Raw genomic sequence first — 16870 nt, forward strand, 5'->3', positions numbered from 1 at the left:
GGTGATATTAGATTATTGAGGGTAAATACAAATGACTAAACCTCGAGAGATATCCATTTCAAACACATTTCGGGGCAAAAGTGTCTTAGAGCGATCACTCTAAGACGTACCTGGACAGAAATGCGTTAAAGCTTAAGCTCTGAAAATGACTCTTGGCATTAGGAAAGCTATGACAATCCGATATGGGGTAACGCCGCCTTAAGCCAACTGTTTTTGTTCCGACTTAAAGACCTTGTTACATTTCTTTCTACAATTGTACGATTTGAGATATCAGAGCTTTAATATCAACATGTATTTCATCCACTTCCATAGCGTTTGCAATATCATATTTAGAAATTCCATACTTTACAGTTAAGCAATTTTCGCCTTCAGTTAAGATTGGCTTTGAAGGCAACTCTTGATATGCATTAATAATTTTCTCTGGATCAAACGCACCTAGATCGACCCCAAAAACTTTAGCACTTTCAATTACATCATCTTCAGTTTTTACAGCTGCTCGTGCAATTGCTTTAGGAGAAAGTAAGTAAGACTCAATATACCTAAACCTCCAAGTTCTGGCTAATAACCCATCTTTATCACAGCCAACATTATTTTTATCTAATAAGGACTCTGTAATCGTTTCGAATGGTTGACCATCACGATCTCTGAGGCTTATGCCTGTTAAACCACTAATAACTCGTTTCAATTGGTTAAATAAATGCTGGCGTTCTACATGCTTGCCAGGCCAAGCCCAAACGACTATATCTGGAGAGATAGGAGTACCGATTTTTTCTGCAAGAATCTTTATCGTGTCTGCATCAGAATCATTTTCAACAAATAGGACTTTTTTTGTTCTTTGTAACTTATGGAGCTGAGGGGAAAACTCAGAGCCCAACCCAGTTATTAAGCCTACTTTTTGAGATTCATCATTTAGTATTTTCACCTTACCATTTTCAAATTTCATTATATTTTCAGGTGGCTGGGAGGCTATGAGCTCCGTAGAGTGTGTCGCGAACAATATCTGTTTATGATATTTTTCTGCTAATGTATTCAATTCATCCAAAAGTGAAAATTGTAATGATGGATGCAAGTGCGCATCTGGCTCATCTAAAAATATAACCTGATAAGATGGATCCAACGCCAAAGATAAAACATTTAATAACTGAAGAAAGCCACTCCCCTCTACCATAATATCTCGTCTATTAAACCCAGTATATTTGATAAATTTAGTTCCGGCTTCGTTATATGCACCTTTCCAATATTCAATTTTAATATAACTATGGTAATCCTCGTTAAAATCATGAACGAATAATTCAATATCAAAAAGTCTTCGCATCACCTCAAGTAAATGCTCCCAACGGTCTGTTTCACGGAGATTTCTAAGATTTGCAGGTGAGATTCGACTCTTATCACCTAATAGCTCTTTTCTTTTAGTTTGATTTCTTTTAAATAGCTCTAACAATGTATTACGCATTACTGAACCACTCAAACCTTGACCAACGAGACGTGATCTCATTGCTTTAGTGTGAAATGGTTCTCTATTCAAAATTCCTGCAAAAGGTGGAATATAGGCGACTTGAGGTAACTCTTCATTATTAGATATATTCGATCTAGTTGTCTTAACGAATAGTCGCTCATTTGCTAAAGAGAGGGAAAAACGTAAATAGCGAGGTTCTTCTTGTGAACTATTAATCCATTTAACTTCTAGCCATAATGTATAGCCATCAGGCTCTTTATTACCTTGAGAATCCTCTTCAGGATTAACTTTCAAGTTAGTCCACAAATGTTTTAATGATGGAATATTTAAAGGAAGAAAATCTTCGCCATTAACACCTACACCCTGTTTCTTCCCAAGATGGTCGTTAAGTAGGCCGCCGTCGCCATGTTCTAGCTTTATAAGATTCTTACAAAATTCCCACAAGGCAAATGCCTGCATGAAAGTGGACTTACCTGAATTATTCGAACCTGCTAATAAACAAAACCCGTCAGGCGTACCAATAGTTTTATTTCTATATCGTTTAAAACGATGTAATTCTATTTCTTGTATTGTAATGACTTTCAATCAATAACCTCAACTATTGGATTAAACCACGTAAAATGTAACAGTATATTAGGCTGAATTCCTAACAAGAACGGTCTTAATAAGGACAGGTTGCCAATACTTTAATCACTCAAGCCTAACAGTAAACCATATTATTAACAATGAGTTATAGCATGTAAAGAACAGCCCCTTGTTTCTTTGCCTGAGTGAAACAAAAAACCTTCGACATTGCATAAAGTGCAATGTTCACGCAGGAAGAAAAATCACTAGGTTCCGGCCTATATGATAATTCCGGGGCAGCTCTTGTATCTTGTGTCCCACATTAGTTTTTATAAGCCCAAAGCTCTAATGTGCTATTTACCACTTTTATCAGTGAAAATGATTTGGGGGCATTTTCGAGTTGCCCCCTCCAAAGAGTTAAGCTAACGAGCATTAAGCTAACGAGCATTAAGCTAACGAACGTTAGACTAACTCGGAGTTTCCCTTAACACCCGAGAAAAAGTAAAACTGACCTTAAAAAAAAGCGAACCATTTCTGGTTCGCTTTTTAATGTCGTTATAAGCGTTTTGCTATCTAGCCAGTCACAATCTTAATTACGGTCACAAACTTAATTAAAATAGTCACAAACTTAATTCACACTCATCAGCAGCCATTATCATCATTCATATTCACTCAAAGGTACACACGAACACATCAAATTACGATCCCCATAAACATCATCAATACGATTAACCGTTGGCCAGAACTTATTCGCTTTAACCGCTGCGCTTGGGAATACGGCCACTTCGCGGCTGTATGGACGTGAGTCAAACTCAGGATCCATAATGTCGGCCATGGTGTGTGGTGCATTGTGCAGTGGGTTGTTATCGCTTGGCCACTCGCCTGCTTCGACTTTGGCAATCTCGCCACGAATAGCGATCATCGCTTCGATAAAGCGGTCTAGCTCTACTTTTGACTCTGACTCTGTTGGCTCAATCATTAACGTACCTGCTACAGGGAAGCTCATGGTTGGGGCGTGGAAGCCGTAGTCATTTAGACGCTTAGCAATGTCCATCTCAGTGACGCCAGATGCTTCTTTAAGTGGACGTAAATCGATAATGCACTCGTGGGCTACGCGATCATTACGGCCAGTAAATAATACTGGGTAATGGGCCGACAGCTTCTTCATCACATAGTTAGCGTTAAGTAGCGCCATTTGGGTTGATTGCTTAACCCCTTTTGTGCCTAACAGCTTAATGTACATCCAGCTAATAGGTAGGATGCTAGCACTGCCGTATGGCGCGGCTGATACTGCGCCATTATGGTCGCTTTCGCGGCCTGGTTTGACAACTTTATGGCCTGCAACAAACGGCGCTAAATGCTTTTTAATGCCGATTGGGCCCATTCCTGGTCCGCCGCCGCCATGTGGAATAGCAAAGGTTTTGTGTAGGTTAAGGTGTGATACATCAGCGCCGATAAAGCCCGGTGATGTAAGACCTACTTGTGCGTTCATGTTAGCGCCATCAAGGTAAACTTGACCGCCATGTTGATGAACGATTTCACAGATTTCGCTGATTGATTCTTCATACACACCGTGGGTCGATGGGTAGGTGATCATAATGCACGATAAGTTATCAGCAAGCTCTGCCGCTTTCGCTTTTAAGTCTTCTAAATCAACGTTACCGTCTTTATCACAGGCTGTAACGACTACTTTCATGCCAGCAAGCTGGGCAGAAGCGGGGTTAGTACCGTGGGCAGATTGGGGGATTAAACAGATGTCTCTGTGCCCTTCGCTGCGTGACTCGTGATATTTCTTAATCGCTAACAGGCCAGCGTACTCGCCCTGCGCGCCAGAGTTTGGCTGAATACACACTTCGTCGTAGCCCGTAATGTTAACGAGAAAATCTGACAATTCGTTAATTAACTGAGTGTAACCTTGGGCTTGTTCAAGCGGGCAGAATGGGTGCATGTTGGCAAATTCAGGCCAGCTTACTGGTAGCATTTCAACGGCGGCGTTTAACTTCATGGTGCAAGAACCCAGCGAAATCATTGAGTGATTTAAGGCTAAATCTTTATTCTCAAGACGCTTGATGTAACGCATCATTTCAGTTTCGCTTTGGTAGCTACTGAATGTTGGGTGAGACAATATCTTGTCGTGACGGATGAGATGAGCAGGAATTGATCCCTCGCCTTCGCCAAAAGCAGCGCCGCCAATGATTTCAGCATCGAGTGTTGCTACATCTAGACCGTGGTCAGCACCTAAGATGACATCAAATAACTGAGCGATATCGTCACGGGTGGTGGTTTCGTCAAGGCTGATGCCGACGATACCGTCGTGGTCGATACGTAGGTTCATTTCAGCAGATAATGCACGTGCGTTAACCGCATCAACATCAAGGCCTGATAATGAAAGGGTGTCAAACCAAGTGCCGTTAACTAACTCAACGCCTTTGGCTTTTAGGCCGACGGCTAAGATGTCTGTTAAACGGTTAATGCGGCTGGCGATATTTTTAAGGCCAACGGCGCCGTGGAATACCGCGTAAAACGACGCCATATTGGCTAATAAGATTTGCGCAGTACAAATGTTTGAGTTGGCTTTTTCGCGGCGGATATGTTGCTCACGAGTTTGCATCGCCATACGCAGGGCTTTATTACCGCGGGTATCTTTTGATACCCCAATAATACGACCTGGCATTGAACGTTTGTGTGCATCACGTGCAACGAAGAATGCCGCATGTGGTCCGCCGTAGCCCATTGGTACGCCAAAACGCTGAGCGCTACCAAAAACGATATCTGCGCCCATCGCCCCTGGTGATTTAAGCAGTACCAGTGACATGATGTCAGCAGCAACAGTCACAATCGCTTTCTTTTCAGCAAGCTTAGCGAACAGTTCAGTGTTGTCGGTGATTTCACCAAAACGGTTAGTGTACTGGAATAATGCGCCGAATAGCTCGTAGTTTGCGGCTTCGCTTGCTGGGCCAACGATAACTTCAAAACCAAAGCATTCTGCGCGAGTTTGCACTACGTCTAATGTTTGTGGGAATACGTCGTCTGCCACGAAAAAGATGTTGGCTTTTTTGGCTTTTGATACGCGCTTGGCCATGGCCATTGCTTCAGCGGCGGCGGTTGCTTCATCAAGTAATGATGCTGAGGCGAGATCGAGTCCAGTTAAGTCCATAGACACTTGTTGGAAGTTAAGAATGGCTTCTAAACGGCCTTGGGCGATTTCTGGCTGGTACGGGGTGTACGCTGTATACCAACCCGGATTTTCAAACACGTTTCGTAAAATGACATTGGGTACTTCTGTACCGTAGTAGCCCATACCGATATAGCTTTTAAAGACTTTGTTTTTGTCAGCTATGCCGCGGATGTAAGCGGTGCCTTCTGCTTCGCCACATGAATCACCAATGGTCAATTCTTGCGGTAAACGAATTGAACCAGGCACTGTTTGTGCGGTTAAGTCTTCGAGCGATTCTGCGCCAACAAAATTCAACATTTCTTGCTGTTGAGTTTGGCTTGGGCCGATATGACGGCTTAAAAACAATTCGTGTTGCTCTAATTGAGTTAGGGTCTGCTTTGTCATGAGAAATCGTGTTCCAAATCTGCCAGTATTTTGCGGTAGGGCATCAATAGCTGGTCTAGGAAAAAAATGTTGTAATGCAATACTTATACGCGGGACGTAAGGATCGCTAATGCCTTTAAATATTTAAAGGTAAAACAAAAGAAGCTCCCAAGGGAGCTTCTAGTAGCGTCGACGATTATTCTTCGTCAATCACTTCTTGGTAACCGTCAGCGTCTAACAAGTTAGCCACTTCAGCTTCGTCTGAAGGCTGAACGCGGAAGAACCAACCTTCGCCAAATGCTTCGCTGTTTACTAGCTCTGGTGAGTCTTCTAATGCTTCGTTTACGGCAATTACTTCACCTGAAATCGGTGCATAGATGTCTGATGCAGCTTTTACTGATTCAGCTACGGCGCAATCTTCACCGGCTGTCACTGTGTCGCCAACTTCTGGTAATTCAACGAATACCATGTCACCTAATAGCTCTTGTGCATGCTCAGTGATACCGACAGTGTAAGTGCCGTCTTCTTCTTTGCGGATCCACTCATGAGATGATGCATATTTAAGTTCAGCTGGAATGTTGCTCATTGTCGTAATTCCTATATCTATAAATTTAAAGCGTAATCGTTAGTGTTATTTAAGTGCTGGCTAACAACCTCATTAGCAACACTTTTATTATTCAGTGACTTCAATACAAGCATTTATAACACTTTGGTTAGAATGCCTGTTTACCATTTCTGACAAAGCTTGGCGCTATTACTTTAACAGCTACGCGCTTTTTACGCATTTCCACTTCAGCGGTATCGCTAATGCCTTGGGGTACTCTTGCCATGGCAATTGAGTAGCCTAAGGTTGGCGAGAATGTGCCGCTAGTAATTGAGCCTTGGTGCTCTAGGCCGTCTGCATCAGTAAAGAATACTGGCATGCCGTGACGCAGTACGCCTTTTTGTTCCATGACTAGGCCAACTAATTTGTCAGGTCCAGCGGCTTTAATAGCCGTTAATGCTTCGCGGCCAATAAAGTCGCGCTCGCTTGGTTCCCATGCGATAGTCCAGCCCATGTTAGCGGCTAATGGGTTAACGGTTTCATCCATATCTAAACCATAAAGGTTCATGCCTGCTTCTAAACGCAGGGTGTCACGTGCGCCTAGTCCACAAGGCTGTACGCCTGCTTCGAGTAGTGCTTGCCATAAGTTTTCAGCCTCTGCTTCAGGTACGATAATTTCGTAGCCAACTTCACCGGTGTAACCCGTGGTAGCAATAAACAGTGAACCTGCTTGCACGCCAAAGAATGGCTTCATGCCTTCAACGGCGGCGTTTTGCTCAGCGCTGAATACAGTGGCGGCTTTGGCTTTAGCGTTAGGGCCTTGAACGGCAATCATCGCCAGCTCAGGGCGCTCAGTAATCGTCACCTCAAAGCCTGCAGATTGTTTTTCCATCCATGCTAAATCTTTTACCCGAGTTGCTGAGTTAACCACAACGCGGTAATGGGTATCGGTAAGATAATAAGTGATAAGGTCGTCAATTACGCCAGCATTGTCATCTAACATGCCGCTGTATAGCGCCTTGCCAGCAACTTTAAGCTTAGCAATATCATTTGCTAATAATTTGCGTAGAAATGCACAAGCATCGGTACCCGTCACATCAACCACTGTCATGTGTGATACATCGAACATACCTGCGTTTTGACGCACAGCGTTATGTTCTTCGATTTGTGAACCGTAGTTAAGTGGCATGTCCCAACCGTGGAAGTCTACCATCTTGCCATTTGATTCTAAGTGCTTGTTAAAGAGTACAGTTTTATTAGCCATTATTATCTCTTTTTTATGAACCTTCTGAGGGTAAAACTAATGAAGGTATTTTATAAATGCGCCAAAATTATACCCACAGGGTTAATTTTGTATAGTAGGAAATTTTCTAATCTGAGACTTTGTCATTAGTTTAGCTAATGCGACTATAGGCGTTTTAATATCTTTATTTACGCCAACTCGGCCCATCCCCTGATATATAAGGATTTTTAGGCCGAATTAGCTAAAAAATTTAATCTCGACAAAGCTTAGGAAGTTTCACTTTATTGCCTATAGCCTGTTTGATGAACACTGTTTTTAGTCCTGCGACATTATCAACTAGGTTTAAACCCAGATCTCTAAAGGCTTTTTTAACTGGATTGCTACCGGAAAATAGTCTTTTAAACCCTTCCATTGCGCTAATCATTTCAATGGCATCAGCTTTTCGCCAGCGCTCAAGGGCGCGAAGGTTGGCGTAATCACCGAGATCTTTACCCGCTTCATGTAACTCGCTAACGGTTTCGATAATACTGGCCGCATCTAAAAAGCCTAAGTTAACCCCCTGACCTGCTAACGGATGGATTGTATGGGCGGCGTCACCGGCTAAAATCAAACGATGACGGGCAAAATGACGGGCATAACGCATCCGTAATGGGTGCGATTGGCGCGAGCTGACCAGTTCACAAATGCCTAAACGACCATCTGATGCTGCGGTTAAGGCTTTTGAGAACTCATCACTTGATAGCGCTAATAATTCTTCTGCTTGCTGGGGCGATACTGACCACACGATTGAGCATAAATTGTCTTCATACAATGGCAATAAAGCTAATGGGCCATCGGCTAAAAACACTTGGCGGGCGGTAGCATCGTGGGGCTCACTGGTGCGAATAGTGGCGACAATGGCGTGATGACCATAATCCCAAAAGGTTAATGGGATTTGGCATTGGCTACGCACCCAAGAATTGGCGCCGTCAGCGGCAATCACTAGGGCGGCGCTTAAGTTGTCGCCGTTATCTAGGGTAAGCCATGATTCACGCTCACCAAAGGCGATGCGCTCTAGTCGCTGACCTTCTAGGTGGGTGATGTTCGAGAGTTCAGCGGCGCGTTTTGCTAAGGCAAAGCTGATGGCTTGGTTTTCGATAATCGCCCCAAGGGATGGCTCGCTAATGCTGGCGGCATCAAAGGCAATTTTACCTAAACCGTCTTTGTCCCACACCGCCATTTTTGAATATGGGGTAGCGCGGGCGCTATCAATGTACTGCCAAGCACCTAAGTTGGTAAGTAGTCGCTCACTGGCTTTGTTAATGGCACTCACTCGAAGGCGTGGCTCACCTGACACAGCCTCTGTTTGGCCCGCATCAATCACCACCACGTTTAAGTTTGCCTCGGCTAAACCGATTGCCGTTGCCAAGCCAACCATACCACCGCCAACTATGGCTACATCATAGGTCTGAGTTTGAAACATGTTAATCCTTAATCTTCAATCGGTTTACTGAAATGCTTTATTACTGCACTTGCAATCTTTAGACGCTTTTCCAGCCCATGGCTTTATGGGCAATCGGCGCTTTAAGCGGCGGACACCATGACAATAATCTTAACCCTAAACTGCGCCCAGCCACTAGCGGCCAATACTGATTTGAGAAGCCACGCACTAAAAACTCAACATTGTTGATGGTGGCCATTCTATCTTGCTGTCTTGATGCAAGATAATGATGAATAAGCGAGTTGTGGCCAAGATCTAAACTTTCAATGCCAGCTTCAATACTTGTATCAATACTGCTTTTAATGCTGGTTTCAATACTTGTTTCGACAGCATCGATTAATCCAACCACATCACGTAGACCTAGGTTAAAGCCTTGACCTGCAATGGGATGTAAAGTTTGCGCCGCATTGCCAATAAACACAGTGCGATGATAAATCGGTCTTGGCATGTAAGATAAGGTTAATGGATAACTGACCCGTAAGCCGACATCAGTAAAGCGCCCGGCGCGATTGCCAAAAGCCTGTTGCAACGCGGCTAAAAAGTCGACTTTGTCACAGTGTTTAAACTGCTGGGCTTGCTCAGCATCTAGCGCCCACACTAATGACAGCCGAGTTTTACCATTTATTGGCGCCATGGGTAATAAGGCTAATGGGCCAGTGTCAGTGAAACGCTCATAGGCCCAACTATTGTGAGGTTTATCAGTTTGGACATTGGCCACCAGCGCCACTTGTTCAAATTCAACTTGAGTCACATCTTGTTTTAACGCTTGGCGCACTTTGGAGTGAGCACCATCTGCAGCCACTAACAACTTGCTGCGAATTTGCTGGCCGTTATCAAGGGTTATCGTGTGACCATCCATATCGGTTTCAAGCTGAGTTAGGCTTGCTGGGCAGTGCAATTTAATATCCGCTTGTTGAAGTTGATCAAACAAGACTTTACCGACTTTCGCTAGCTCAACCACTTGCCCCATTGATGGCAGGCCAAATTGCTCAGCGTTAAGCTCGGTCATGCCAAAGTGACCGCGATCTGAGATATGAATATTTTCAATATCGCTGCCAAGGCTTTCAATACTTGGCCAGATCCCTAACTGAGTTAACTCAAATACTGAGCCATGGGCAATGGCGATTGAACGCGAGTCAAACCCTGGGTGATTATCATCAGTTTTTTGCGCTTCAATTAAGGCGATAGATAAAGGACGGTTTAAAAGACCTGCATGTTTAGCGGATAATTTTTCTGATAATTTTGCTAAACCCAGCGCTAAACTGGCACCAGCCATAGCGCCGCCAACAATAGTGATATCCACCTGTTGTGGTGGCTGTTGTGGTGGCTGTGGTAATTGGGCACTTGCCTGTTTGCTATCTGTCTTCGCGTTTAACTCAGTCATAAAGCCTGTTCTTATTGTTTTTGTTAATTATGATATGAATTGAATATTGTTATGATGGTATTGCTATTGGCCATGTAGCTAGTTCAGCTCTGGTTCGTGTTCTGGCTGAGCTCAAGTATCTGTGATGCCAGAGGACTTTTCACCCCGAGCCAACACGGCCCAAGGCGAAAGCTACATTCTAATTAGTGCAGCGGCGCTAATGGGGATTCTTCATCTAATGGCATTTCAGGGCCAAACTCTGAGTAGCATAAAATAGCCGCCATTCTGACAAACTCGTGCAACTCGATAAATGCAGCTTCTGATTCATCATCATCGCTGACATCAAATTCCACTTGAGCAATAGCGCCTAAATCTTGGATAATTTCGCGCACATCACTTGATGCGCCGTTAAGCTTTGGCTGAATAAGCGCAATAGCGGTTAAGTAGCTTTGTACCCATAGGGCTAAGCACTCTAAGCGCAAGCTGAGTAGCTCTTCTTCTTCTGGTAATAACGGCGTAAAACCAAATTCAGCATCGCTTAAGCGAGTTGCTGTGTCTTGGAATAATTCGTTAATAAGTTGTTGCAGTTCAGTGCTGACTGCTTGACCGTCATTCATCAATTCAAGTAATGGCTTTTGCCAAGCTAATTTTGCTTGATCTACCCCACCACAAATTAAACCAACTAATGCGCCATGCACCTCAACAGGATGCTGACCAATTTCAGCTGAATCTAACGCTTGTTTTAGTTTTTCAATACATAAAGAAGGAGGGGTTGCCATGATATTGTTCCAGTTATATTCAATCAGATGCAATGCTAGCAGAGTTAATAACTGCCACCAAATTGTTCATTGCGATTTGCTAAGTATAATAGCAAATTGACCAAAGCTTCACTAACCCCGCCGCTATAAAGCTAAAGCTGATATTAACTGTCTTGTCTATAACGCAATCAACTAAGCGTTTTGCACCAAAGCGAGTATTCTTAAACGGTAAACTGTTCGATGCCATTAATTTGTAAAAATAGAAATGACGATTGTAACGCCTATTGCAATGACGGCTTGTATTAGCCTTGAGCTAGGCGCTTAACGAGTTATCCTGCCTGACGTGTAGGGAACGTGTAGAGAGTTTAGCCATAATTATGTTTTAAGATTAATTATGCTCAGACAACAAGCAAATAATCGTAAAGGCGGCGAGTTACCTTGCACTTTTAATAGTAGCGCTATATAGTCCGCAAATAGACTAATACCGTTATCAACTGTGGTAAAAGCGTAATGCTAAGGCGTTATCGCGAGGTAAGTCGTTAACCTGCTACAATTTTTATTTTTCGACAAATAAGGATCTTCAGCGAAGCATGAGTAATAGTGCTATTGATATCTCCCTGTTAGGGCGCACCTACTCGATTAATTGTCCTAAGGGACAAGAGGATGCTTTGCGTGCGATTGCCAAGGGTGTCGAGCAGCAGCTTTCTACATTAAAAACGCGTACCAACAATTTGAGTCGCGAAGAATTAGCCATTATGGCCGCGTTAAATATTGGTCATGAGTTGTATGAAGAGCAGCAAAAAAATCAGCAGTATATGGCGCAAATGGATGAGCGTATCTCGTTATTACAATCAACGTTAGAAAACTCGTTGCTTGAACGAACCACCAAGAAAGGTTAACAATTTTAGAATTATGTACTGCCGCTAGTAATGGCTAACGGTACCTGGTTCAACCCTGTTTTGCTCCCTGGGATATTCGCTTGTAGGTTATGTCCCTGTGCCGATATTTACAAACCCAGGGTGAATGCTTTCATTGACATTGCGTATGCTCGGCTCGTATCGAGAAACCTTAGGATATGAACATTTTCCCGCCTTGAACCTACGGTTCAAGGGCTGCACCGACGGTCGGTATTCTGGGGAGCAATTTAATTTAAAACAAACCACCTCAATGGTGGTTTTTTTATGGCCAAAATTAGCGCTTAGCTACTCACCCGCCAAGCCCTTAATCATCCAAGCAATTAACCATCCAAGCCCTTAATCGTCCAAGCCCTTAACCATCCAAGCCCTTAACCATCCAAGCCCTTAACCATCCAAGCCCTTAACCATCCAAGCCCTTAATCGTCCAAGCCCTTAACCATCCAAGACCTTAACCATCCAAGACCTTAACCATCCAAGACCTTAACCATCCAAGACCTTAGCCATCCAAGCCCTTAATCGTCCAAGACCTTAACCATCCAAGCCCTTAATCGTCCAAGCCCTTAACCATCCAAGACCTTAGCCATCCAAGCCCTTAATCGTCCAAGCCCTTAACCATCCAAGACCTTAACCATCCAAGACCTTAACCATCCAAGCCCTTAATCGTCCAAGCCCTTAACCATCCAAGCCCTTAATCGTCCAAGACCTTAACCATCCAAGCCCTTCTCAATCACAAGCTCGATATTTTGGCAAAGTCACTCATTTTTAAACAACATCTTCACGGTGTTTTTTATGGCTAAAACTTATAATGGGTTGTCAATCATTCGCCAAACAGGCCCTAACGGTCCTACAAAAAATGTATCAAAACCAACTAAAGCCTCAGTAAAGTGAATCAAAAACTTCTTTGGGGCTGACACACTTGTTAAAGTTATGGTTATTATTGTCTTAACCTTTAGATTACGGTATAAAATAGCAAAATTAGCCAATTTATATAATGAGTTATGCCAAGCCGCCAGTTAAGTACCCTACTACTTTATTCTATTCTTTTTAGCTCATTTTTCATTCTTTCAGCTTGTAAATCGACTCCAGAGCCAGTGAAAACTGTGCATGTCACCCCTAAAAAACTGAGCCACTTGCCCTATGATGCTGCAACTCACGGCAAAGATATTGTCGATACTCAATTGGCCTTAGGCGATCGTAATTTATATCTTGCCAGTAACGGCAATATTAAGATGCTATCAAAAGCGCAATGCCAAATTGATATTTCAGCCCATCGTGGTGATTTTCGCCAGCCTGAAAGCAGTTACAATGCAATTTCTGCCGCACTTAACGATAACTTCAACAGTGTTGAAATTGATGTCATGTTGCTGGGCGATGGCACTTGGGTAAATCACCATGACAGCCAAACTGGCCGCGCCACTGTGCATTACACCGGTGAGCGTTTCAAACTGGAGCGCGTGAACCTTAAAGAGTTTAAACGGCTAAAACTGCGGGACAAGCATAATAACAATCTACTCAATGAGCGGCCGATCACCGCTAAAGAGTCCTTTAAAATATTCGCCGCCCAGCGACTGCCAAATCAAAAATTAAATGTAGAAATAAAGTCAAAAGCCAATGGCCAAAAATTGCTTGAGCTAGATAATATGCTCAGAAAGTACGTCGGCCACGAAGGCTATTACTTCTCATCGTCTGAGCAAGATACCTTAGTGAAATTGCGAGGCATAAACCCTATTGTTTACTTGGGCTTTGTCCAAGGTGGTCACCCTACCAGCATTGATATCTTGCGCAGCGACTTACGCAAAGGCGCAAGTAACGATGCTTACTATCTAGAAAATCACACTAATATTGAGCGCGCTAGCAATTATGGTACCAAACGATATCGCTCCCGTTATCAAGATCACACCAGCACTGATGCACTCAAAAAGCTAAGAGCAAAACTGGGTTACAACTCAGGGATCCACCTTGATATTCGCAGCTACATGCAAAACTCTGGGGTAAAACAACGCGCTCAGCGACTAGGAATGAAAGTGTATAGCTATTCACTTAATGGCACGGATTATCATCAGTCACAGTTGCTCAAACTGAGTAAAAATAATCTGCCTGATGGTGTCATTGTCGATGCCACGCCTTACAAGATCTGTCAGCAGTTGTTTAATGCCGCCGTGCCAGCGCAGCGCTATCAAGCAGTGACAGATTTAGGTCAATACATTGTCTCACTGCCAGTAGATGCTGACTTTGATCGCTTTAAAGAAATGCTCGGCTACCAGCATGAAGGTTACTATTTATCATTAACCTCCGGCCTTAAATCCATCTATAGCGCGAAAGCTAAAGTGGTGCCAGCCAGCACGCCTACGCCGTTATTGGAGCATGGTTTTCCCACTATCACCGATGAAAAAATTGATACCCATACAGGTGACAGCATCATCTTAACCTTGCCAAGCAGCAATGCTAAATAACTAAAACTGAAACGAGAACTAGAACTAGAACTAGAACTAGAACTAGAACTAGACCGATAACAACAATGATTAATAACAATGACCAATAACAATCATAGCCCCTTTGCTACCGATCTACTCAATAGCGCCCCGACACAACAAAAAATGCAAGCGGCTGAGCAAGCGTTAAATAAGGTTAAATCAAAGCAGCATTCAGCGCAGGCTAAAGCCAAGCATCAGCAGCAACGTGAAGCGCAAATAACCCAAATGGGCAAACCCTTTTGGTGGATGCTACTGATGTTCATTTGCTCAGTGGTGTATTTATTTCCTGAAGCCGTTTTTAATGCCGCCTTAACCGATGTCGCCGGTGGCCGTAATGCCAGCGAAGATGAATTGCACGCCATTGAGTTATTTGGTCGCACCATCAGTGGTATAGGGGTGACGCTGCTGCTAGCAGACTTATTACTAAAGGGCCGCCGCGTTGCCAAAGTGTCGCGGGCATTGGGGTATTTTGCACTGATTGCACTGATAGTGTGGCCAACAGTTTTCTTTGGTCAAAAGTGGTTAGTGGATCATTTTATTATTGATACATCAAGCCCACAGGAGCGCCAACAAGCTTACTTATCACAGGTTCTACGCAGCGCGCTTATTGAAAAGTCTATTCAATTTGAAGGGATCCATTACGATCCCGATAGTGAACATAACGCCACCGAAAAAACCTTTCTGTCTGTATTTGGCGGCCTTGTGTATGCCGATGATAAGCTGGTCGATGATTTAGAACAGCAAAAACGGGCCATCATGGAAAAATTTGTCCGTGACCGCGCCATGTCGAATTTCGATCTGCACTATAGCGACTACGATAGTTTTCGCCTGCGCCTACAAGATAGCTATAAAGACTACGCTCAAGGTTCTAATGATTACAACCAAGCACTGGCCAGCTCGCCAGAGCGTTCCAATGAATATTGGCTAGACACCCAAAACCAAGTTAAACAAGGCTGGGAAAAATACCAAAAAGGGACTGATGCTTACGAAGCCCGCGTGGAGTCCCGTGCCCAACAAATCGCCCCAAAGGTGTATGACTATTTTGAGCGTCGTAATAAATGCGCCGACATGAAAAAAGGCAGCAGTCGCGATCGCTGTTTCGAGCGTTTACAAACCGGTTATGACCAAGAAATCGCCAAATACGGTATTGGCTATATTCCCCCTGATGATTGGCTAAAGCGAGAAGAGATTTCGACCTCGGAAAATGTCGGTAATTCAATTATTAGCGGGGTAATGACCTTAGGCCTATTTACCGCAATGCAAGCCGTTGATGCTGCTATGGGCGGCGATGCCGGTTTTAAAGATCATAGAATGATATTCACTAACGATGTAAATCATTACAAAAGCGTGCTGATGGTAAAAATGGAGCCAGATTTTGTCAAAGAATCTGGCGGTTATCCATTAGGGATATCAAGCATACATGAGTTCAGGCACCATGAAATAACCAGTGCTAAAGTCAACGCCAGATTAAAACAAAAAGGCCTAATGTTACCAAGCACTTGGGTTATGGCTGACAGAGTGAGTTTTGATAATGCTGTCAGTAAAAAAGTGCGCCAACAAGCGGATGCCAAATGGCGTGCAGCCATGAAGAAGCAAGGCAATGATATGCCGCCTAATTTAAGCTGGCAGCAGTTTCAGCAACAGGGCGATATTCAGCGCCGCATAGCAGCTAAAATGGCAGAACTGTATGTGAACCCAACCCTTGCTGATTGGAATAATCGTGAGTTTAAGCAGCGCATCATTGAGCCTAATATTCAGCGCAAAACCACCGAGTATCTTAATGTACTTGAAGCTCAGCAAGCTGAGTTTGCTGACGGCGGCGCATTTGAATCAAGCGGTAAGTCAGCCCTAAGAGCAACGATTATTCCGCCTATTTCCATGTCAATTAGCTTGGCGTTGGTGTTGCTAACCGTGTTAAAGCTACCCATGAAAGCATTTGAGTTAGTACAAGCAAAGCGCACCTCAAACGCCGAGGCCCGCCCAACAAAGCCCTATATAAAACCGGCTATTTCAGCGGGGATATTAGTGGCTATTTTTGTGGTGCCACTGTCGCTAGGCGGTAATCATTACACCGCTAATGGCTCAGCGCTGCACTACTTTTTTGAGCAAATGAAAAAAAATGACTCTGCCAGCATTTCTTATGCGCTTAAGTGGCTATTGGTCACTCAGCCTATGGTGCAACCAATTGGCACAGCCATTGATCAAAGCCTGTTTATCACCCAGGGATTTGATGCCATCAGTGAGCCAATTCACCGCTTTGATCAAGCGATTATGTCGCCATTAACTGTCACAAAAAAACCATCGCAGTCAGCGCAAGCACATGCGCCGCTTTTACCTTTAACCATTAAAACCAATGTTAACAATGCCAAGGTGGCAGTGATGAATATAAAGCCCAAATACCAAGCGGGAATGAAACTGCCTGCCGGTGGTTACGACATTAAAGTCAGCGCTCCAGGCCATAACTCGGTGCGGCAGTGGGTCTACCTCAAAAATGATGAGACCACTTTCAATATTAAGCTTTAACAGCATA

Annotated in this window: 10 protein-coding genes and 1 other RNA gene; 4 read left to right on the forward strand and 7 right to left on the reverse strand. The window is 43.7% G+C overall.

The genetic code is table 11. The features are described from left to right. Window positions 1–247: 247 nt before the first annotated feature. The 7 genes from Q4546_RS16530 to Q4546_RS16560 form a co-directional block, all read right to left on the reverse strand. On the reverse strand, window positions 248–2041 hold the full coding sequence (locus tag Q4546_RS16530; protein ID WP_303446639.1) for an AAA family ATPase: 1794 nt from the start codon (window positions 2039–2041) through the stop codon (window positions 248–250). Window positions 2042–2678: 637 nt separating this feature from the next. Continuing rightward, entirely contained in the window at window positions 2679–5582 is a 2904-nt protein-coding gene (gene gcvP / locus Q4546_RS16535) for an aminomethyl-transferring glycine dehydrogenase (protein ID WP_303446640.1), read from the reverse strand. Window positions 5583–5757: 175 nt separating this feature from the next. Further along, entirely contained in the window at window positions 5758–6147 is a 390-nt protein-coding gene (gcvH, locus tag Q4546_RS16540; RefSeq protein ID WP_076539644.1) for a glycine cleavage system protein GcvH, read from the reverse strand. A 127-nt stretch (window positions 6148–6274) separates the two neighbouring features. Continuing rightward, window positions 6275–7369 (reverse strand): glycine cleavage system aminomethyltransferase GcvT, encoded by a 1095-nt coding sequence (gene gcvT, locus Q4546_RS16545; RefSeq protein WP_303410347.1) that lies wholly within the window; start codon window positions 7367–7369, stop codon window positions 6275–6277. 229 nt (window positions 7370–7598) lie between these two features. Continuing rightward, window positions 7599–8810, reverse strand: coding sequence for an FAD-dependent oxidoreductase (locus Q4546_RS16550; RefSeq protein ID WP_102435702.1), 1212 nt, complete (start codon window positions 8808–8810; stop codon window positions 7599–7601). A 58-nt stretch (window positions 8811–8868) separates the two neighbouring features. After that, window positions 8869–10212 carry a 2-octaprenyl-6-methoxyphenyl hydroxylase gene (gene ubiH / locus Q4546_RS16555; RefSeq protein ID WP_102435704.1) on the reverse strand — a complete coding sequence of 448 codons (1344 nt, stop codon included), beginning with the start codon at window positions 10210–10212 and terminating at the stop codon, window positions 8869–8871. 182 nt (window positions 10213–10394) lie between these two features. Beyond that, window positions 10395–10970, reverse strand: coding sequence for a UPF0149 family protein (locus tag Q4546_RS16560; RefSeq protein ID WP_102476654.1), 576 nt, complete (start codon window positions 10968–10970; stop codon window positions 10395–10397). 569 nt (window positions 10971–11539) lie between these two features. Between Q4546_RS16560 and zapA the strand changes: the two genes are divergently transcribed. The 4 genes from zapA to Q4546_RS16580 all read left to right on the forward strand — a co-directional run bounded on the left by zapA (window position 11540) and on the right by Q4546_RS16580 (window position 16863). Continuing rightward, window positions 11540–11848 (forward strand): cell division protein ZapA, encoded by a 309-nt coding sequence (gene zapA / locus Q4546_RS16565; protein ID WP_076539654.1) that lies wholly within the window; start codon window positions 11540–11542, stop codon window positions 11846–11848. 61 nt (window positions 11849–11909) lie between these two features. After that, a non-coding RNA gene (gene ssrS, locus Q4546_RS16570) (6S RNA) lies at window positions 11910–12092 on the forward strand. A 772-nt stretch (window positions 12093–12864) separates the two neighbouring features. Then, window positions 12865–14319, forward strand: coding sequence for a glycerophosphodiester phosphodiesterase family protein (locus Q4546_RS16575; protein WP_303446641.1), 1455 nt, complete (start codon window positions 12865–12867; stop codon window positions 14317–14319). 78 nt (window positions 14320–14397) lie between these two features. Beyond that, window positions 14398–16863, forward strand: a complete 2466-nt coding sequence (locus Q4546_RS16580) for a hypothetical protein (RefSeq protein WP_303446643.1) — start codon at window positions 14398–14400, stop codon at window positions 16861–16863. The last annotated feature ends 7 nt before the right edge of the window (window positions 16864–16870 follow it).

Origin of the sequence: Shewanella sp. 4_MG-2023, from assembly GCF_030548015.1 — a bacterium.
Classification (GTDB): Bacteria; Pseudomonadota; Gammaproteobacteria; order Enterobacterales; family Shewanellaceae; genus Shewanella.